Origin of the sequence: Colwellia sp. D2M02, from assembly GCF_018860755.1 — a bacterium.
GTDB lineage: Bacteria > Pseudomonadota > Gammaproteobacteria > Enterobacterales > Alteromonadaceae > Colwellia > Colwellia asteriadis.
The window spans coordinates 21,716-41,737 of record NZ_JAHKPW010000063.1 but is presented as its reverse complement, the minus strand read 5'-3'; the positions used below and the strand labels follow the sequence as shown (position 1 = coordinate 41,737).

The 20,022-nt window shown below is 38.2% G+C and carries 17 protein-coding genes, 5 tRNA genes and 1 pseudogene; 18 read left to right on the top strand and 5 right to left on the bottom strand.

Going from position 1 to position 20,022, the window contains the following annotated elements:
- The 7 genes from KO495_RS11385 to purF form a co-directional block, all read left to right on the top strand.
- Nucleotides 1-1,550 (top strand): FimV/HubP family polar landmark protein (locus KO495_RS11385; RefSeq protein ID WP_215980529.1); only part of this gene is annotated, 1,550 nt, incomplete at its 5' end.
- A gap of 120 nt (nucleotides 1,551-1,670) precedes the next feature.
- A complete protein-coding gene (gene truA, locus KO495_RS11380) occupies nucleotides 1,671-2,450 on the top strand; it encodes a tRNA pseudouridine(38-40) synthase TruA (RefSeq protein WP_215980533.1) in 780 nt (259 codons plus the stop codon).
- Between the two features lie 251 nt (nucleotides 2,451-2,701).
- The gene (accD, locus tag KO495_RS11375; protein ID WP_215980528.1) at nucleotides 2,702-3,562 is read left to right on the top strand and encodes an acetyl-CoA carboxylase, carboxyltransferase subunit beta; all 861 of its coding nucleotides are present in this window, start codon (nucleotides 2,702-2,704) and stop codon (nucleotides 3,560-3,562) included.
- Between the two features lie 241 nt (nucleotides 3,563-3,803).
- The gene (gene folC / locus KO495_RS11370) at nucleotides 3,804-5,132 is read left to right on the top strand and encodes a bifunctional tetrahydrofolate synthase/dihydrofolate synthase (protein WP_215980527.1); all 1,329 of its coding nucleotides are present in this window, start codon (nucleotides 3,804-3,806) and stop codon (nucleotides 5,130-5,132) included.
- A gap of 27 nt (nucleotides 5,133-5,159) precedes the next feature.
- Entirely contained in the window at nucleotides 5,160-5,816 is a 657-nt protein-coding gene (locus KO495_RS11365) for an SPOR domain-containing protein (protein WP_215980526.1), read from the top strand.
- Between the two features lie 91 nt (nucleotides 5,817-5,907).
- Complete coding sequence (locus KO495_RS11360; protein ID WP_215980525.1) at nucleotides 5,908-6,390, top strand: CvpA family protein; 483 nt, start codon at nucleotides 5,908-5,910, stop codon at nucleotides 6,388-6,390.
- 58 nt (nucleotides 6,391-6,448) lie between these two features.
- Nucleotides 6,449-7,966 carry an amidophosphoribosyltransferase gene (purF, locus tag KO495_RS11355; RefSeq protein WP_215980524.1) on the top strand — a complete coding sequence of 506 codons (1,518 nt, stop codon included), beginning with the start codon at nucleotides 6,449-6,451 and terminating at the stop codon, nucleotides 7,964-7,966.
- Nucleotides 7,967-8,093: 127 nt separating this feature from the next.
- Here the strand turns inward: purF and KO495_RS11350 are convergent, their stop codons facing one another.
- Both KO495_RS11350 and KO495_RS11345 read right to left on the bottom strand, forming a co-directional pair.
- The gene (locus tag KO495_RS11350) at nucleotides 8,094-8,693 is read right to left on the bottom strand and encodes a Yip1 family protein (RefSeq protein ID WP_215980523.1); all 600 of its coding nucleotides are present in this window, start codon (nucleotides 8,691-8,693) and stop codon (nucleotides 8,094-8,096) included.
- A 182-nt stretch (nucleotides 8,694-8,875) separates the two neighbouring features.
- Complete coding sequence (locus tag KO495_RS11345; RefSeq protein ID WP_252738922.1) at nucleotides 8,876-9,181, bottom strand: hypothetical protein; 306 nt, start codon at nucleotides 9,179-9,181, stop codon at nucleotides 8,876-8,878.
- 129 nt (nucleotides 9,182-9,310) lie between these two features.
- Between KO495_RS11345 and KO495_RS11340 the strand changes: the two genes are divergently transcribed.
- The gene (locus KO495_RS11340; RefSeq protein WP_215980522.1) at nucleotides 9,311-10,072 is read left to right on the top strand and encodes a tRNA isopentenyl-2-thiomethyl-A-37 hydroxylase MiaE; all 762 of its coding nucleotides are present in this window, start codon (nucleotides 9,311-9,313) and stop codon (nucleotides 10,070-10,072) included.
- Between the two features lie 123 nt (nucleotides 10,073-10,195).
- Here KO495_RS11340 and KO495_RS11335 read toward each other — a convergent pair whose 3' ends face one another.
- Both KO495_RS11335 and KO495_RS11330 read right to left on the bottom strand, forming a co-directional pair.
- Entirely contained in the window at nucleotides 10,196-10,942 is a 747-nt protein-coding gene (locus KO495_RS11335) for a UDP-2,3-diacylglucosamine diphosphatase (protein WP_215980521.1), read from the bottom strand.
- Between the two features lie 14 nt (nucleotides 10,943-10,956).
- Complete coding sequence (locus KO495_RS11330) at nucleotides 10,957-11,448, bottom strand: peptidylprolyl isomerase (protein WP_215980520.1); 492 nt, start codon at nucleotides 11,446-11,448, stop codon at nucleotides 10,957-10,959.
- Nucleotides 11,449-11,609: 161 nt separating this feature from the next.
- Between KO495_RS11330 and cysS the strand changes: the two genes are divergently transcribed.
- Nucleotides 11,610-13,013, top strand: a complete 1,404-nt coding sequence (cysS, locus tag KO495_RS11325; RefSeq protein ID WP_215980519.1) for a cysteine--tRNA ligase — start codon at nucleotides 11,610-11,612, stop codon at nucleotides 13,011-13,013.
- Between the two features lie 82 nt (nucleotides 13,014-13,095).
- Here the strand turns inward: cysS and folD are convergent, their stop codons facing one another.
- Nucleotides 13,096-13,950, bottom strand: coding sequence for a bifunctional methylenetetrahydrofolate dehydrogenase/methenyltetrahydrofolate cyclohydrolase FolD (gene folD, locus KO495_RS11320; protein ID WP_215980518.1), 855 nt, complete (start codon nucleotides 13,948-13,950; stop codon nucleotides 13,096-13,098).
- Nucleotides 13,951-14,273: 323 nt separating this feature from the next.
- Between folD and KO495_RS11315 the strand changes: the two genes are divergently transcribed.
- The 9 genes and pseudogenes from KO495_RS11315 to KO495_RS11275 all read left to right on the top strand — a co-directional run.
- Nucleotides 14,274-14,350, top strand: a tRNA-Pro gene (locus KO495_RS11315).
- A 46-nt stretch (nucleotides 14,351-14,396) separates the two neighbouring features.
- Nucleotides 14,397-14,473: transfer RNA gene (locus KO495_RS11310), tRNA-Arg, on the top strand.
- A gap of 34 nt (nucleotides 14,474-14,507) precedes the next feature.
- Nucleotides 14,508-14,583, top strand: a tRNA-His gene (locus KO495_RS11305).
- A 30-nt stretch (nucleotides 14,584-14,613) separates the two neighbouring features.
- Nucleotides 14,614-14,690 (top strand) — tRNA-Pro (locus tag KO495_RS11300).
- A gap of 36 nt (nucleotides 14,691-14,726) precedes the next feature.
- A tRNA-Pro gene (locus KO495_RS11295) sits at nucleotides 14,727-14,803 on the top strand.
- Between the two features lie 267 nt (nucleotides 14,804-15,070).
- Complete coding sequence (gene tig, locus KO495_RS11290; RefSeq protein ID WP_215980517.1) at nucleotides 15,071-16,378, top strand: trigger factor; 1,308 nt, start codon at nucleotides 15,071-15,073, stop codon at nucleotides 16,376-16,378.
- A gap of 162 nt (nucleotides 16,379-16,540) precedes the next feature.
- Nucleotides 16,541-17,140, top strand: coding sequence for an ATP-dependent Clp endopeptidase proteolytic subunit ClpP (gene clpP, locus KO495_RS11285; protein ID WP_215980531.1), 600 nt, complete (start codon nucleotides 16,541-16,543; stop codon nucleotides 17,138-17,140).
- Nucleotides 17,141-17,210: 70 nt separating this feature from the next.
- Complete coding sequence (gene clpX / locus KO495_RS11280) at nucleotides 17,211-18,485, top strand: ATP-dependent protease ATP-binding subunit ClpX (RefSeq protein ID WP_215980516.1); 1,275 nt, start codon at nucleotides 17,211-17,213, stop codon at nucleotides 18,483-18,485.
- 200 nt (nucleotides 18,486-18,685) lie between these two features.
- Nucleotides 18,686-19,956, top strand: a pseudogene (locus KO495_RS11275) (IS4 family transposase); the annotation flags it as partial.
- Nucleotides 19,957-20,022 lie beyond the last annotated feature (66 nt).

Below are 20,022 nucleotides of genomic sequence, written 5' to 3'. Positions count from 1 at the left end.
AAGCAGAAGCGGCAGCAACCGAGCCAGAAGAGCTTGCCCCAGAAGAAGCAGCGCCAGCAGCGGATGTCACTGATCCAGATGATATTGACGCATTACTTGATTCAGTGGCAGAAGAGCCAGCGCCAGCAGCAGATGTAACCGACCCAGATGATATTGACGCATTATTAGATTCAGTGGCAGAAGAGCCAGCGCCAGCAGCAGATGTAACCGACCCAGATGATATTGACGCATTACTTGATTCAGTGGCAGAAGAACCAGCGCCAGCAGCGGATGTCACTGACCCTGATGATATTGACGCATTGCTTGATTCTATGGATATCGATATAGAACCAGCTCCAGAAGCAGATGTAAGTAATAATGAACAGGCTTCTGAGACTGATAAATCTGTAGATATAGAGAGTGATAACAGTGAATCTGATGAGTCTATTAGTGCTGCTAAAATAGAGCAGTTTACAGAAGAATATGTAGCCCCATTTTTAAATGCAGACTTTGGGGATTTATCAACTGAAAAAACGAACGAAGAGCCTGGTAAACCATTAAGTGATATTAATGACTTATCAAGCGAAGAAGCAGAGTCAGATAATAATGAGCAGCAAATAGCCCAGTTTACTGAAGAGTACGTAACGCCATTTTTGAATGCTGATTTTAGCGATCATACTGATGAAAAATCAACAGAAGTAGTACCTGAACGTAGCAGTGAAAATAAAGCTGAAACCATTGAAGATGATGATTTGGATATTGATGCGTTGCTCGATGAAAACAGCGTAGAGCAAGAAGATGTATTGGCAGATATTGGTGACTCTTTAACGGGTATTACAGATAATGAAATCGACTCAGCAGTTAATCATGACTTTGATGAGGAAATGCTTAATAATCTTTTATCTGAAAATATTGATGAGCAAGGCTCACCTGCGGATGACAACGTTGAAAATGAACTTGGCTCTGATTTTACCGATAAAGACGTATTAGCCAGTTTACTGACGGAAGATAACGAAAGTAAATCAACGAGTGACTCTTCAACAACAGAAATCGAAGATATAAAAGAACTGGATAACGTTGATTTTGATGAGTTGCTTGCCAATATTGAAGAGGAAAACCATAGCCAAGTAGAGGTTAATACCGAAGACGAAGACATTGGTGATAGTTTACTTGATGGTATTATTAGCAATGAAAGTAGTACATCAAACGAGAATCAAAATGCAATCGTTTCTGATAATGTACCTTCAGAAAGTGACTCTTTAACAAAAGAGTCAGCTGAATATGTTTCAGTTGACACTTTATTGTCTCAAAGCATGACGGCAGAAGAGAATAATGAGCCTTATGAAAAAACTAATATTGATGTCGGTTTAGGTGAGTATTCACTTTACGATGAAGATAATAAAGGCGTTGATGTTGACAGTGATAATAGTATGTCAGCCAAGCTTGAATTAGCTAAAGTCTATTTGGAAATGGATGATGCTGATAGCGCGCAAGTTATTTTAGAAGAAGTAATAAGTAAAGGTAATAACGAAGAGCAGCTTACGGCTAAAACATTACTTGAAGGCTTATAATATTAACCATGAAACGGCCTAGCGATTACGACTTTTACTATCAGTCATAGCTTAACGCCTTAAAATAATAGATAATGCGCATCAAAATTAAGGTCCTGTAGAGTTTAGGTGGAAAGTTTGATGCGTTATGCGCTTGGTGTTCAATATGACGGTAAGCATTATTGTGGTTGGCAACGACAAAATAATGTCATAACAGTGCAAGAGAAGCTTGAAAAAGCACTATCTACAATAGCTAATGAAAAAATTGAAGTTGTTTGTGCTGGACGTACTGATACCGGTGTTAATGCGACTAATCAAGTTGTTCACTTTGATACTAATGCCACACGTAAAGATGTTGCATGGACTTTAGGGGCTAATACACATTTACCGCCTGATATTGCAATCAGCTGGGCGCGTGAGGTTGATGATGAGTTTCACGCTAGGTTTAGCGCTACAGCAAGGCGATACCGTTATATTATCTATAATCACCCATTGCGTTCTGCTATTTTAAGCCACGGTATTAGTCATTGGCATCATGAGTTAGATGCCGAACTAATGCATGATGCCGCTCAACATTTAATTGGGCGACATGATTTTACTTCATTTCGTACCGTACATTGTCAGTCACATTCACCTGTTCGTACAATTGAACATTGTCAGGTCTTTAGGCAGGGTAAATATATTATTGTTGATATCAAAGCGAATGCTTTTTTACATCATATGGTCAGAAATGTGGTTGGAAGTTTATTTCGAGTAGGGCAAAAGCAAGAAAGCATTGCTTGGATACAAGAGGTGCTTTTAGCTAAAAATCGTTGCTTGGCTGGTGTTACAGCACCACCAGAAGGATTATATTTTGTCGATGTGGATTACCCTTCACAATTTAAAATACCTAAACAACCACTAGGGCCATTATTTTTATAGGTGCTTTAATGCTTGTGTTTTTATAATATTTTCATTTAAACAACACAGCAGACCAGTTTTTTATATAATATATACCTAAATCTATGGTCTAATATGCGGTTTAAGATCTCCGTAACCACTGTGCTATATTTTACCTAACAATTTATGTTAATTTTAGTGGTAAATAAGTAGTAATTAAGATTTTTTTTCAATGCTGTTTTTGATACTAGTGTCACTAAACATCATTCGTTGCAATAGGCAAAAATAATATTATGAGCTGGATAGAAAAAATTCTCCCAAAAGCAAACTCAACACAAAAACGAAATATTCCTGAAGGGGTATGGAGTAAGTGTTCATCTTGTAATGCGGTGCTTTATAAAGTTGAACTTGAACGACAAATATCGGTGTGTCCTAAATGTGATCACCATATGCGTATTAGTGCACGTAAACGTATCGATAGCTTTTTAGATAGAGATAATCGTTTAGAGCTTGGTGAAGAATTTGAAGCGCAAGATATTTTAAAGTTCAAAGATTCGAAGCGTTACAAAGATCGTTTAAGCGCAGCGAGAAAGTCAACGGGTGAAAAAGACGCCTTAGTCGTTATGAAAGGTGAGTTACACGGTACGCCAGTTGTTGTTGCCGCGTTTGAGTTTGCTTTTTTAGGCGGTTCAATGGCATCAGTTGTTGGAGCTCGCTTTGTTAAAGGTGTTGAGTACTGCTTAGAGCATAACATTCCATTTATTTGTTTTTCAGCAAGTGGCGGAGCGCGTATGCAAGAAGCGTTATTTTCACTAATGCAAATGGCTAAAACCAGTGCGGCTTTAGCTAAAATGAGTGAGAAAGGCTTACCCTATGTTTCAGTCTTAACGGATCCTACAATGGGCGGCGTTTCTGCAAGTTTAGCTATGCTAGGTGATATCAATGTAGCAGAGCCTAAAGCACTTATTGGTTTTGCTGGTCCGCGCGTAATTGAACAAACCGTACGTGAAAAGCTACCTGAAGGCTTCCAACGTAGTGAGTTTTTATTGCAAAAAGGCGCTATTGATATGATTATCGACCGCCGTGAAATGCGTGAAAAATTAGCGCGTTTATTAGCTAAGTTTATGGGGCAAACTAGTCCATTCCCTCACTAGAATTGCACTAAATAAACTCATAAGCATGTCTTGTATTTATAAGGTGGAGTAACAATATATCATTATATTGGCTCCGCCTTTTTTATACGCCTAACTCACCTAAACTTGTTTTGTGCGTCAATAACTAGTTTATTGTAAGTAATGCAAGGCCATTATAGTTAAAAAATAACAGCTTGGTATGAATATATTATTCCGAGTTCAAGCTAATTATAGGTTGTTTTATTAAGTTGAGAAAATACTCATGTCATCATGTCACCTTAACCCCTATCTACAATTTACGCGTTTAGATGAATGGCTTTCTTATTTAGAGAACTTGCATACCAAAGAAATAGACTTAGGTTTAACTCGTATTAAACAAGTTGCTGACATTCTTGCTATCGACTTGAGTTTTGCTACGGTGATAACTGTTGCGGGAACCAATGGTAAAGGCACAACCTGTGCTTTTATGGAGAATGCACTCTTAAGTGATACAACCCATGGTAAAGCAAATAGTGTAGCAGTTTATTCATCGCCTCATATTGAGCACTTTAATGAGCGTTTACGTATTAATAAACGCGATGTTAACGATTCTGCGCTAATTAAAGCATTTATACAAATTGAGCAAGCTCGCGGTACCATATCGTTAAGTTATTATGAATATACAACCTTAGCTGCGTTGCTGGTATTAATGGTTGAAAAACCAAACTATATTATTTTAGAAGTGGGGTTAGGGGGGCGTTTAGATGCAACTAATATTATTGATGCCAATGTTGCAGTTATAACCACCATTGATTTAGATCATCAAAGCTTTTTAGGTAACGACCGAGAAACCATTGGCTTTGAGAAAGCAGGTATTATGCGAGCTAATCAAAACATCGTTATTGGTGACACGAATGCACCTAAGTCGGTTATTGCACATGCTAACTCGTTGGGTGACAACGGTAGAGTTTATCTGCGTAATGATAATTTTTGTATTTATGAAGAAACTTCAACAGAAGCGACTTCCTCTTGGACTTGGCAGTATCAAAGCACATCATTTACCAAGCTTAACTCACCTTTTATACCGCGTGATAATGTTGCCACCGCTTTAATGGTTTTATTGAGTTTAGGTATTAAGCTAAGTACGGCATTTATTAATCAAATAATAGAAAAAACAAAAGTAGCTGGTAGAACAGAAGTTTTTAAACAAAGTAATGGCTGTGATATTGTTTTAGATGTGGGTCACAATCCACAAGCAACACGGTATTTAGCTGGCTATCTTCAAAAAATGAAGCTAACCAAGCCTAACTCTAATCGTAAGGTTTATGCTGTAGTCGCTATGTTGGGCGATAAAGATATTAGTAATAGCCTTTTAGGGCTTAAAGATGAAATTGATTATTGGTACACTAGCGAGCTTAATGTGCCTCGTGCAGCACCGATAAGTTTAATGACAGAAAAACTAAACGCTTTTACTAATAACATCAATTGCTTTGACAATATTGGTGAGGCATTTAGAATAGCTAATGAGCAAGCTAATACTGATGATTTGATTTTAGTATTTGGCTCATTTTATACGGTTGCTGCTATTAGGCAACAATTGCTTATCAATTAGTTTACGGCATCATTGTTGGAGTATATCTTGTCTACACCTTTTAAAAATCGCCTTGTTGGTACTGTTATTGTTGCGGCAGTACTTGTTATTTTTTTACCCGACATATTAGATGGCAAAAAAAAATCTTATCAAGATGACTTTGAAGCGATCCCGCAAGCGCCCGCTTTTTCAGGTGAGAAAACAAGTAAAAGCTTTCCAAATGAAAAGATAACTTATAAACCAGATATTCAAGAAACTGATGAAGTCGCACTTGATGATATTGATAACCAACAAGTACATGCGACAGATGAGGATGTGGTTGTTCTTGAACAATCACAAGCAGGTAACAAGCTGCAAGTGACTCCTGCAAAAATTGAACAGCCAATTACTACCGTTCCGCCTAATGAAAATACTAATGGGTCTGAAGAGCCGAAACGCTTACCTGAAAAAGCGATAGCCAAAGAAGCGTGGGTTATTCATTTAGGTAGCTTCAAGCATAAGAAAAATGTTGAACAGCTATTAAATAAATTAAAAGCAAATGGTTATACGGTATTTACACAACCGATACAAACCAAGCAGGGAACATTAACTAAAGTATTTATTGGTCCTGAACTGATAAAATCCTCTTTAGACAAAAAGTTAATAAGCTTAAAAGAATTAACAGGCGCACAAGGCAAAGTTGCTCGTTTCATCCCTAATAAATAAAATCAAAATTAGAAAAAAGCTAGTTTTTTTTACCGTTATTCTGGTAGAATGCGCGCCTCTAATTTAGAGAACTCAATGAGACACTCAAGTTATGGTTTGGATAGATTACGCCATTTTGGCAATTATAGGCGCATCAACATTAATTAGTTTGGTACGCGGCTTTGTAAAAGAAGCTCTTTCTTTAGTTGTTTGGATTGGTGCCTTTTTTATCGCCAGTAACTTCTATGCTAATCTAGCAAACTTATTTACCAATATCACCGACGAATTCCTACGCAATGCAGCTGCGGCTGCTATTCTGTTTATTACTACTTTAGTGCTTGGCGCACTGGTTAACTATATAATTGGTCAGCTGGTCAGTAAAACAGGGTTGTCAGGCACAGACCGTATGTTAGGTTTGGTCTTTGGTGCTTTACGTGGTGTGTTAATTGTTAGTGCCGTGCTGTTTTTTATGGATGCTTTTACAAGCGCCGAAACAACAGATTGGTGGAAAGCGTCAGAATTAATTCAAGAATTTAAATTGGTTATTGAATGGTTCTTTGAGTATCTAAAACAATCATCAAGTCTTTTAACTTAGTTATACATTACGGTAACTAGAGTTTGATTATAGCTAAGCATTAAGCGGAGAAAATTTCATGTGTGGTATCGTTGGTATTGTTGGTAAAACCCCTGTTAGTCAGTATTTATACGATGGATTAACAGTGCTCCAACATCGTGGGCAAGATGCGGCAGGTATTGTGACTATTCACAATAATACGTTTAGACTTCGTAAAGCAAACGGCTTAGTGAAAGATGTTTTTCATACACGCCATATGTTACGACTTCAAGGTAATATAGGTATTGGTCATATTAGATACCCAACTGCAGGAACATCTAGCTCATCTGAGGCACAACCTTTTTATGCGAATGCGCCGTTTGGCCTATCTTTGGCACACAATGGTAACTTAACTAATGCTGAAGAGTTGAGAAAGTGGTTATTCACTACGGCTCGCAGACATGTTAATACCACATCAGACTCTGAAGTATTATTAAATATTTTAGCTCACGAGCTTCAACAAAGTGAAAATTTAGATTTAACCCCAGAAGATATCTTCTCTGCGGTTGCTAATGTTCATAAGCGTGTTAGAGGTGCTTATGCAAGCGTTGCGTTAATTGTTGGCCACGGTATGATCGCATTCCGTGACCCTAACGGCATCCGCCCACTTGTGTTTGGTAAACGTGAGAATGAGCACGGTGTTGAATATATGGTCGCTTCAGAGTCAGTAGCACTTGATGCCTGTGATTTTGAGTTTGTCCGTGATGTTGCACCGGGCGAAACAATTTTCTTCACTGAAGATGGTAAAATCCATAGCCAGCAATGTGCTGAAAACCCTGTTTATACACCATGTATTTTTGAATTTGTTTATTTTGCTCGCCCAGATTCAACGATGGATAAAATGTCTGTTTATGCTTCTCGTGTTGAAATGGGGACTAAACTAGGCGAAAAAATTGCAAAAGAATGGGAAGACATTGATATTGATGTTGTTATCCCAATCCCAGAAACATCGTGTGATATTGCTTTGCAAATTGCTCATAAGCTTGAGTTACCATACCGTCAAGGCTTTGTTAAAAATAGATATATTGGTCGAACTTTTATTATGCCAGGCCAAGAGCAGCGTAAAAAATCTGTTCGCCAAAAACTCAATGCTATTGGTGCTGAATTTAAAGGTAAAAATGTACTACTCGTTGATGACTCTATTGTTCGCGGTACTACATCAGAGCAAATTATAGACATGGCTCGTGCAGCGGGCGCTAAGAAAGTTTATTTTGCTTCTGCGGCACCTGAAGTACGTTTCCCTAACGTTTACGGCATTGATATGCCAAGTGCCAATGAGTTAATTGCCCATGGTCGCGAGTTAGATGATATTTGTAGCTTAATTGGTGCTGACAAATTAATTTACCAATCTATTGATGACTTAATTAGTGCGGTCCGCTTAGGTAACCCTGATATTAAGACCTTTGATACCTCAGTATTTGATGGTAATTATGTGACTAATGACATCAACCAAGCTTATTTAGAAAGGCTTGATGCTTTACGTAATAATACGACCAAAGAAAGCTCGGACAAAAATGCAGACTCAATACTTGATATGCATAACGAAGGCGCTGAATAAGTACCAAGTAATCATTACTTTCAAATAGCAGTTCAAATAGCAGTAATAAAGTTATTATTGAACGCATAATAAAAAGCTCAACGATATGTATCGTTGAGCTTTTTTAGTTGTTGGGTGTCAACATTAGTTACGCAATAAATTCTGGTCCAAATCCCATAGTCCACATCATAGCGGTTGCCGCCATAAGGGTAACTAATAATACTAAGCCGCAGGTAACCACCGAGCTTGAATAAATAAACCCTTTATCTTCAGGTATATTCATCATTATAGGAACGCCTGAATACAGTAAATATACAGAATAAGCGACAGCAATCATTCCTGCTAAGGCCACAAACCATAGCACAGGAAACAACGCGGTAACACCAACCATTAATAATGGCGTTGCTGTATAGGCTGCTAACTCAAGTGCTTGTACAAAGTCAGGTTTAGCATCAAAGGTTTTTGCCATCCATTGAATCAAATAAGCAAGAGCAAAAACGCCAACAATCAAAGCAATATACATACTTATTGCCATTAACTGAGCACTTTCGGTACTTATTTTTATGGGATCACCTGCACCTATAGTCCAACCTATATGGGCGGTTGCATAATAACTACAAATTGTGGGGATAAGCGCCACAGTTAAAATATGTATTAGGCTATAGCTTAAACTCTCATGACGTTTTTCAATGGTTTGCCATTCTTCTTTAGGGTGGGCGTAAAGCCCCCAAATATGATTTAGTATCATTATAATTCCTCTCGCACGTTAAGTTAGGGAAGTATTTTTATTATTCCTACATCTTAGGTATGAGGGATTTACGGCTATCCGTCAAGCTTTGCTTGTTTTTTGAACGATAAAGCTCTATTGATGATTGTTTTAATACTTTTATGCGATAAAGAATGGACTTAACTATGTTGTGAGAGGTGAGATCAACTTACTTTAATACGAACAATACTCATTATTTCAATATTAAAACCAGCAACTACTTCGTTGTCAGGGTAATAAGTAATATTAACGCGTTGACCTTTTAAACTTTGATAGTTTTTTTTACGTTTATATTTAAAAGGTACATCAATATTGTCTAGCATTAATGTATTAATGATCCAGTCACCACTTTCGCGTTGTACATGAGACAGTACTTTTATGTTTTCAGTGTGCACAAGTTTAGCGTGTTTATTTAGCATCTTTTTTGCTTCACTGGCGCTGGGAGAGTTTTCATAAAAGTTAGCAGGCATAAATTAAAGGCTTTTGTTAAAGGTTTTAAAGGGAAGTTTGATGTAAACACTATAAAGTAAATATTTTACTAGTATCTCAATAAATGGGCTTTTAAAATAGCCCCATTATTGATTAACCCAAAATCGTTTATGACAAATACTGAAAAACTATTGGCACCTATTTTAAGCTTTTTACAATGCCAAACTCCTGAGGCATGGATTGATGAAGCTAAGAAACCTGAAAATCTTCCCATCATATTACGAGATCACTTAGCTTGTGAACTAAAAGCAGGGCAGACAGCCATGCATTTAATACGCAAGTACGCAGTAGATAAAGAAAGCGGAAAAATTTTAGCTGACTGGTTTAAACCCTATGAGGGTTACCTTTATCGTAAAGAGGGAGACTTACAGTCTTTAGCGAATCAAGAGGCAATGTCAAAATCGGTTTTTCCTAAAAGTAATTCAGACTACGGGCAAGATTTGATTGATAAAATGGTTATGCTCATTAAAGAAGAGCTGCATCATTTCTATCAAGTATTAGAAATCATGGAAGGCAGAGACATTGCATTTGAAAATACAACGGCAGGTCGATACGCTAAAGGTATGATGACGCATGTCACTACCCATGAGCCAGAGACATTAATCGATAAACTAATTTGTGGCGCCTATATTGAAGCACGCTCATGTGAACGTTTTGCTAAATTAGCACCACACTTAGATGATGATTTGCATAAATTTTACATTTCACTATTACGCTCAGAAGCTAGGCATTACCAAGATTATTTAGCTTTAGCAGAACAAATAGCAGGTAAAGATATTAGTGAGCGTATTGCACATTTTGGTAAAGTTGAAGCCGAGCTAATATTAAGTGACGATGAAGATTTTAAGTTTCATTCGGGCGTACCAGTTTAATCGCTTAGTTGCTATATAGTTGGTGTATGGTAGTAGTGTCATTAAAGTTTGTAGTAGCTCAGACCTGATCTGACAGTAACCCGTTCTATGTGGCCAAGTGGCTACGTGAGGTGAGCGGCTACTTTAAGTAAATGCTTGGTTAAGTAAAATCATCTCTTGAGGGGTGACTTTAAGCCAAGCTCCTTGCTCGTACCAGTCACCAAGAACAATGCGCTTAGCCTCATTGTTATTAACCGTAATGTTATGTACTGCTGGGCGGTGTGTATGACCGTGAATAAGTAACTGACTTTTGTATTCTTGTAAACAATGAATAACTTCAGTGTCGGTAACATCCATGATTTCTTGCGATTTCATCGCTGTTGCTGCTGCGCTTTTTTTACGATAGTCAGCTGCAATTTTTTTACGTAACTTTAACGGCAAACTTTTAATAATACCTTGCCACCACCAAGTACGAGATTTTTTTCTAAACTTTTGATAAGCAATATCACGAGTGCATAAAGTATCACCATGCATAATAACGGTTGGCTCACCATATAAGTCAATAAGTGTTACTTCAGGTAGTAATACCATATGGGACATTTTTGCAAAACGAGCACCGAGTAAAAAATCTCTATTACCATGAATATAATAAATCTCTGTACCTGTTCGACTTAATGTTGCTAACGCTTGTACTATATCGGCAACAAATTCACTATCATCATCATCGCCAACCCAGGCTTCAAATAAATCACCTAGAATATAGAGTTTCTCAGCTTGAATTGCATCGGTTGCTAAAAAGCGAAAAAAACAGGCGCTGATATCAGGCCTGTTTTCGCTTAAGTGTAAATCAGCAATGAAGTAGGTTAGTGCTGGTTTATTACTTAACGTCATTGTTATATAGAAACCTATTCTACAAGTGCAGATTCAATAATGATTTCATCTTTTGGTACATCACCGTGACCAAACATGTTGCCAGTTTCTACTAATGCCATTTTATCAACAACATCCATACCTTCAACAACTTCGCCAAATACACAGTAGCCCCAACCTTGTACCGATTCACTGGTAAAGTCTAAAAAGTTATTGTCAGTTAGGTTAATAAAAAACTGGGCTGATGCTGAATGTGGCTCTTGTGTACGTGCCATCGCTAATGTACCACGAGCATTGCTTAAGCCGTTGTTTGCTTCGTTTTTAATGCTAGCACGTGTTTCTTTTTCTTCTAAGCCAGGAGCAAAACCGCCACCTTGTGCCATAAAACCTTTAATTACACGGTGAAAAATAGTGCCATTGTAATGGCCTTCTTCAATATATTGTTGAAAGTTTGCTGCCGTTACAGGGGCTTTATCAAAGTTTAATTCAATTTTAATATCACCAAGGGTAGTTTTAAATACGATCATAATGTCTCTGCTCTTTATCAAATGTTATAAATTAACTAATTGTGATAATTGTACGCTAACTTGCTATAAAGTGCATTAGTCTTGATGACCCTTTAGTTTTGTTAGGGTACAATCAACGCTTATTTATTTTTTACCTCATTATATAGGACTCATAAAACCTTATGTTGCAGATATACAACACCTTAACTCGCCAAAAAGAAACTTTTACACCAATTAACCCCGGTAAAGTAGGCTTGTATGTTTGTGGTTGTACCGTTTATGACTTATGCCACATTGGCCATGGTAGAACTTATATTAGCTTTGACAATATTGCTCGCTATTTACGTTTTTCGGGTTATGACGTCAATTACGTACGTAATATCACTGATGTTGAAGATAAAATTATTAATCGTGCTAACGAAAATAATGAAACACCAGAGCAACTTACCGAACGTACTATTGCGGCAATGCACCAAGACTTCGATGCATTAAATATGGCTCGTCCAGATTTAGAGCCAAGAGTGACCACGCATATGGACGAAATCATCTCTATGATTGAAACCTTAGTGGCTAAAAAACATGCTTATGTTGCTGGTGGTGACGCAACAGGTAAGGGGGATGTGTTATTTGATGTATCTAGTTATGCTGATTATGGCAAATTAAGCGGCCAAAACTTAGAGCAGTTACAATCAGGATCACGTGTTGAAATTGATAATAGTAAAAACAACCCATTAGACTTTGTTTTATGGAAGTCGGCCAAGCCAGGTGAGCCAAGCTGGTCATCGCCATGGGGAGAAGGACGACCAGGTTGGCATATTGAGTGTTCAGCCATGAATGCCAAAGAACTCGGTCATCATTTTGATATTCATGGCGGCGGCTCTGATTTAACCTTTCCTCATCATGAAAATGAAATTGCACAAAGCTGTTGTGCATTAGAAACACCGTACGTTAATTACTGGATACATACGGGTATGGTACAAGTCGACCAAGAAAAAATGTCTAAATCATTAGGCAACTTTTTCACTATTCGAGATGTACTTGCTCAATATGATGCTGAAACTGTACGTTTCTTCTTAACCACGGGGCATTACCGTAGCCAGCTTAATTACTCAACTGAGAACTTAACGCAAGCCAGAGCTGCTGTAGAGCGTATTTATACTGCATTACGTGATATTGATGTACCAGCTGATTTTGTTTTAGATAAAAGCTCATCGTACGTTCAACAGTTTTGCCAAGTAATGGATGATGACTTTAATACGCCACAAGCACTAGCGATATTTTTTGAAATAGCGAAAGAGCTTAATGTTGCTAAGGCTGAAAACAACAGTGAACTTGCCCAGCAATTAGCGGGCACTATCGTAACTTTAGGCGGTTTGCTTGGTTTATTTCAATTAGATCCCGCAAGTTTTTTACAAGGCGACAGCGATACGGATGAAGTGGCAACTATTGAAGCATTAATTGCTCAGCGCAATAAAGCGCGCGCTGAAAAAGACTGGGCATTGGCTGATGATGCACGTGATAAGTTAAATGAAATGAAAATTATACTTGAAGACAGCGCAGGTAAAACAACATGGCGTAAAGCATAACTGCTTTTAAGAGCTGATAACAAAAAAGGAGAGTACGTTAAGTACTCTCCTTTTTTGATTTTTAATCAACTAAAAGGATTATTTATTTATCCGATTGTTGACAAGCAATTAGTGTATTTTCTATCAGGCTAGCAACCGTCATTGGACCAACGCCGCCTGGAACAGGGGTAATGTACGCAGCTTTTTCTTTGGCAATATCAAAGTCTACGTCGCCAACAAGTTTACCGTTATCTAAGCGGTTAATACCTACATCAATGACTAAAGCACCTTCTTTAATCCACTCTCCAGGAATGAATGCAGGTCGACCAACCGCTACCACAATAAGATCAGCATTGCGTACTTTTGTTTCTAGGTCTTTCGTAAAACGGTGAGTAGTTGTTACTGTACAGCCAGCAAGCAACAACTCTAATGTCATTGGGCGACCAACAATATTAGATGCGCCAATAACTAGCGCATCTAAACCTTTTGTTTCAACGCCGGTTGAGGCGATTAATGTCATAATACCTTTAGGTGTACAAGGTCGTAGTCCTGGTTGGCGTAATACTAGCTTACCCACATTAGACGGATGGAAGCCATCAACATCTTTAAGTGGGTTAATGTGCTCAATAATTAAGTCTGAGTTTAAGCCAGCAGGTAAAGGTAGCTGCACTAAAATACCATCAATAGTCTCATCATTGTTGAGTTCACTAACTAAAGCCAATAACTCTTGCTCTGATGCGGTTACCGGTAAGTCATATGAGCGCGATACAAAACCGACTTCTTCACAGGCTTTACGTTTACTACCTACATATACTTGTGAAGCAGGATCACTGCCAACTAATATAACGGCTAATCCAGGCGCTCTTTGGCCATTCTCAAGCCTTTTAGTAACTTCTACTTTTACTGAATCTCTAAGTTGTTTGGCAATAGCTTTGCCATCGATCAATGATGCTGTCATAAGTCTTATGGTGACCTTGAAGGTTAAAAATAAAAAACAGGCGTATTTTGCCATAAAGCAAAGATTTATTGTAGTTCTACTTTTCATTTGACAACAACATATATCCTTAACACTTTATTTATTGATTTTTACCGCTTATAAAGGCTTTATTAATTATCATTAATATCCCGAATAGGTACTAGTAAGCAGAGTAGAGGCTAACAATAGAGCGACTTGCTTTAAAAACAAACGAATGAACAATATTTTATAAAAAAGGTTTGACGGAAGGTAATCAACTCGGTAATATCCGCATCCGTTGAAGGCGAGCAAGCTTTTAACATTGTCGGTGATTAGCGCAGCTTGGTAGCGCACTTGGTTTGGGTCCAAGGGGTCGCAAGTTCGAATCTTGCATCACCGACCACTTTTCTCTAATGCTTATTAAAGAAAAGTGTTCTGTAGGTTAATGTGCGCCCTTAGCTCAGCTGGATAGAGCAACGCCCTTCTAAGGCGTGGGTCGTAGGTTCGAATCCTACAGGGCGTGCCATTTATTCTTACAGAGTATCTGGAAAATTGTTATGGTGGCTATAGCTCAGTTGGTAGAGCCCCGGATTGTGATTCCGGTTGTCGAGGGTTCAAGTCCCTTTAGCCACCCCATCTTTTTATTTTTATAAAAAGAGAATATATCGGTGATTAGCGCAGCTTGGTAGCGCACTTGGTTTGGGTCCAAGGGGTCGCAAGTTCGAATCTTGCATCACCGACCACTTCTTAAAGTGATATTCAATAGTAAACCCCTGTATCGGTGATTAGCGCAGCTTGGTAGCGCACTTGGTTTGGGTCCAAGGGGTCGCAAGTTCGAATCTTGCATCACCGACCACTTCTTAATATTCTTTTAGTACTTCATGTTAGCCATTTTTTGGTCATTTATCGAACCATTAACCTACTCATTCTGTTAGTAGTTCCACTTATAAGTTCCTTTAAAACATAACACTTGCCTCTCACGCTAAGCCTCGCTATAATTCCGCGTCATAATTTTAGTAACCGTACATCTTTTTATTAAGCATTTGATAAGTTCTCTTTATCGGTATTTAGTATGAATAGATGTCTATAAAAGCGTTAAACGCTAAGTTTTTGAGGTATTTAAATGCAAGTTTCAGTTGAGACTACACAAGGTTTGGAACGTCGTCTGACTATTTCTGTTCCTGCCGAAAAAGTAGATGTAGAAGTTAAGAACCGTCTTCGTCAGATTAGTAAAACACAGCGTATTAACGGCTTCCGTCCAGGTAAAGTGCCACCGTCAGTTATTCAAAAACGTTACGGTAAATCTGTACGTCAAGAAGTTGCTGGTGAAATTATGCAACGTAACTTTGTTGATGCAATTGTTGCAGAAAAAATCAACCCAGCTGGTCGTCCTTCATTCGTTGCTAAAAGCAATGAAGATGGTAAAGCGTTAGAGTTTGAAGCAACATTTGAAGTTTACCCTGAAGTTGAATTAAAAGATTTAGAAAAAATTGCCATCGAACGTCCTCAAGTTGAAGTGACTGATGCTGATTTAGATGAAATGTTTGTTACGTTACAAAAGCAACATCAAACATGGAAAGAAAATAAGCGTAAAACGAAAAAAGGCGATAAATTAACGCTTGATTTCGTTGGCCGTGTTGACGGTGAAGAGTTTGAAGGCGGTAAAGCTGAAGGTTTCGAACTAGAGTTAGGCGCTGGTCGCATGATCCCTGGTTTTGAAACTGAAATTACGGGTATGAAAGTTGGTGATGAGCAAACAATTAAAGTTACTTTCCCAGATGACTACCACGCTGAAAACCTAAAAGGTAAAGAAGCTGAGTTCGATATCGTTATTCATAAAACTGAAGGCCCAGTATTACCAGAAGTTGATGATGAGTTTGCTAAGCTTTTCGGTGTAGAAGAAGGTGGTGTAGAAGCACTTCGCACTGAAGTTAAAAAGAATATGGAGCGTGAATTAACACAAGCGGTTAAAGCGAATGTTAAAAATCAAGTAATTGACGGCTTATTAGCGGCTAATGAAGTTGATATTCCTAAAGCGTTAGTAGCTCAAGAAGTAGACGTATTACGTCAACAAGCAATGCAACGCTTCCAAGGCCAAATGGATCCTAAAAACTTACCACAACTTCCAGCTGAAATGTTCACAGAGCAAGCAGAACGTCGTGTTAAAATTGGTTTACTTTTAGGTGAAGTAATTAAAGTTAACGAATTAAAAGTTAACGACAGCAAAGTAGATGAGTTAATTGCAACTGCTGCTTCAGCGTATGAAGATCCTAAAGAAGTTGTTGAATACTACGCAAACAACAAAGAGCTAATGCAACAAATGCAAAACGTTGCTTTAGAAGAGCAAGCGGTAGAGTTTTTAGTTGAAAAAGCAAAGGTTAAAGAGAAAAAAGCAAGCTTTAGCGACATAATGAACCCTGAAGCTAAGTAATACTACATTTTTCAGTAGTTTTACATTGACAATAGGCTAAGCAATCGCTTAATTTAATGGCTTGTATGGCAACATACAGGCCATTTTTATTTTTAGAGGGAAGGTATACATTTGTTTAATTCTCAATTTAATTCTCAAAGTGCTCCACAAAACGGCGCAAACATCACTGAAAGTGCTTTAGTTCCTATGGTTGTTGAACAAACAGCTAAAGGTGAACGTTCTTATGATATTTATTCTCGACTACTTAAAGAGCGTGTAATCTTTCTTTGTGGTCAAGTTGAAGATCATATGGCTAATTTGATTATTGCCCAGTTATTATTCTTAGAATCAGAAAGCCCAGACAAAGATATATATCTTTATATCAACTCTCCAGGGGGCTCAGTAACTGCGGGTATGGCAATATACGATACCATGAAGTTTATTAAGCCTAATATCAGCACAGTATGTATTGGTCAGGCAGCAAGTATGGGCGCATTTTTACTTTCTGGCGGCGAAAAGGGTAAACGTTATTGCTTACCTAATGCGAGAGTTATGATTCATCAACCGCTAGGTGGTTTTCAAGGTCAAGCATCTGATTTTGAGATTCACGCTAAAGAAATACTTTTCATTAAAGAGAAGTTAAATCGATTAATGGCTGAACATACGGGACAGTCTCTTGAGAAAGTATCTCAAGATACAGACCGTGATAACTTCTTAAGTGCAGAAGCTGCAGTTGAATATGGTATAGTTGACTCCATATTAGAACAACGTAACGATAAATAAAATTTCAGTGTATACTTAAAAGTAAATAATAAATGGATTTTACTTATTTTTAAATGTTTAGAGGTAGGGCATGACCGATATTAAAAAAGGTAGCGAGAGCGGCAAACTATTATATTGCTCATTTTGTGGTAAAAGCCAACACGAAGTGCGTAAATTAATCGCTGGCCCTTCAGTATTTATTTGTGATGAGTGTGTTGAGCTGTGTAATGACATTATTCGCGAAGAAATTACTGAAATTTCGCCAAAAGAAAACCAAGAAGCTTTGCCTTCTCCTGTAGAAATTCGCCAAAGTTTAGATGACTATGTTATTGGTCAAGATCACGCTAAAAAAGTATTAGCGGTAGCCGTTTATAATCACTATAAGCGTTTACGTAATGGTGACTCTCATAATGGCGTTGAACTAGGTAAAAGTAATATTTTACTTATTGGGCCTACAGGTAGTGGTAAAACACTACTGGCACAAACGTTAGCGCGTTTACTCGATGTGCCGTTTACCATGGCTGATGCAACCACATTAACTGAAGCTGGCTATGTGGGCGAAGATGTTGAAAACATCATCCAAAAACTCCTGCAAAAATGTGATTATGATGTTGAAAAAGCACAACGTGGTATCGTTTACATTGATGAAATTGATAAAATTTCACGTAAATCTGATAACCCGTCAATTACTCGCGATGTGTCTGGTGAAGGTGTTCAACAAGCATTATTAAAACTTATTGAAGGTACTGTTGCCTCTGTTCCACCTCAAGGTGGTCGTAAGCATCCACAGCAAGAGTTTTTACAAGTAGATACTTCTAAAATACTCTTTATTTGTGGTGGCGCTTTCGCTGGTCTTGATAAAGTTGTTGAGCAACGCTCACACACAGGTACAGGTATTGGTTTTGGCGCGGAAGTTCGCGGTAAAGCACAGGAGAAGTCATTAACTACACGTCTTGAAGAAGTAGAGCCTGAAGATTTAGTTAAATATGGTTTGATTCCTGAGTTTATCGGTCGTTTGCCTGTTGTTGCAACATTGCGTGAACTAGACGAAGACGCGTTAATTCAAATTTTACAAGAGCCAAAAAATGCTTTAACAAAACAGTTTACCGCATTATTTGATATGGAAAATGTTGAGTTAGAGTTTAGAACTGATGCTTTGCACGCTATTGCACGTAAAGCGATGGACAGAAAAACCGGAGCTCGTGGTTTACGCTCAATTGTTGAGGCCGTTTTACTTGATACCATGTATGAACTACCAACCATGGAAAATGTTAGTAAAATTGTCGTTGATGAAACAGCAATCAAAGGTGAAACTAAACCAATTGTTATTTATGAAGCGCAACAAGAAAAAGCAGCTTCAGAATAAAAGCGTATGTAGTGTTTATGAGCACTGCATTATTAATAAAAAGAGCCTTTAGGCCAATGCCGATCAGTTAAGAAAATGATCGGTTGACCGATCCAAACGATCATGCAAAATCCGTAGTTAGCTAACTAACTACGGATTTTTTTGTGAATATAGAACAAGCACTACAGATAACACTTGAAGAAAGTAACTGATATCATACTTTTGAAAAATTATCAGAAATCCTCGACCCTGACATCATGAACAAGGCTTTCAACAGGCCGGTATTGCAACCGTTCGTAAGCGAAGGTTACCGCTTGAGGCTGTTTTATGGTCAGTTATCGGCATGGCCTTATTTAGGAAAGAGTCTGTTTGGAATATCGCAAACAAGCTAGACATCATGCTTCCAGGTAAGAATCAACTGGTTGCCCCAAGTGCCATGGTTCAAGCAAGGCAACGCTTAGGTGATGATTCGGTCAAACAAGTCTTCAATAAATCAGCTGAGTTGATGTACAAACAAGAAACGTTTGAGACCTGGAATGGTTTGAATTTATTAGCGGTAGATGGTGTTGTTTGGCGAACAGCCGATTCTCCAGATAACCGTGAAGCATTCTCTTCAGGCAGCAACCAACATGGTGAAACAGCCTTTCCTCAAATCCGTATGGTCTGTCATATGGAGCTTACTAGCCATCAGCTTATCAGCAGTGAATTTGATAACTATAAAACCAATGAAATGAAGTTAGCCGAACGGCTGATAGAACGAACGCCTGACAATTCATTAACTCTGTTTGATAAGGGTTATTACTCTCTAGGCCTACTCAATCGTTGGCGACAAACTGGAAATGAGAGGCACTGGCTAATACCGGCAAGACCTGACTTACAGTATGACATAATCTCTTGTGTCGGTAAAAATGACCATGTCATTGAATTGAAAGCGACAAAACATGCACAAAAGAGTTTTCCCGATGCACCTCAAACCATAAGAGCAAGGTTAATCAGTAAAACAATCAAGGGTAAAAGCTATCGAATATTAACCTCAATGACGGATAGGTTACGCTTTCCAGGCAATGAGATTGTTGAATTATATTGTCACCGTTGGGAGATAGAGCTTGGGTTTCGAGAAATAAAACAGACCATGTTTAATAGTGCATACCACTTGAGAAGTAAGCGTCCAGATATGGTTCGTCAGGAGCTATGGGGTATATTACTCGCCTATAATTTGATACGACGAATAATGACGATGGCGGCTAAAGTCACAGGAATATGGCCTAATCAGTTAAGTTTCTCTAGCAGTTCAATGGCTGTTATTCAGTATTTCTCGTCAATATCGATAATGAGTCCAGGAAACATTCCTATGCATTGGGAACACCTACTCAAGACACTGCGCTTATTTAAGCTTCCAACTAGACGAGAAGATAGAAAATATCCCAGGTGGGTTAAGCCCAAACCATCCAAGTACCCCCATAAAAAGAAAAATGCCAGTCAGCTTAACTGACTGGCATTGGCCTTTAGGCTCTTTTTTTGTTTTTATAAGCGCGTTTATGATGTTTTTTCAATTATC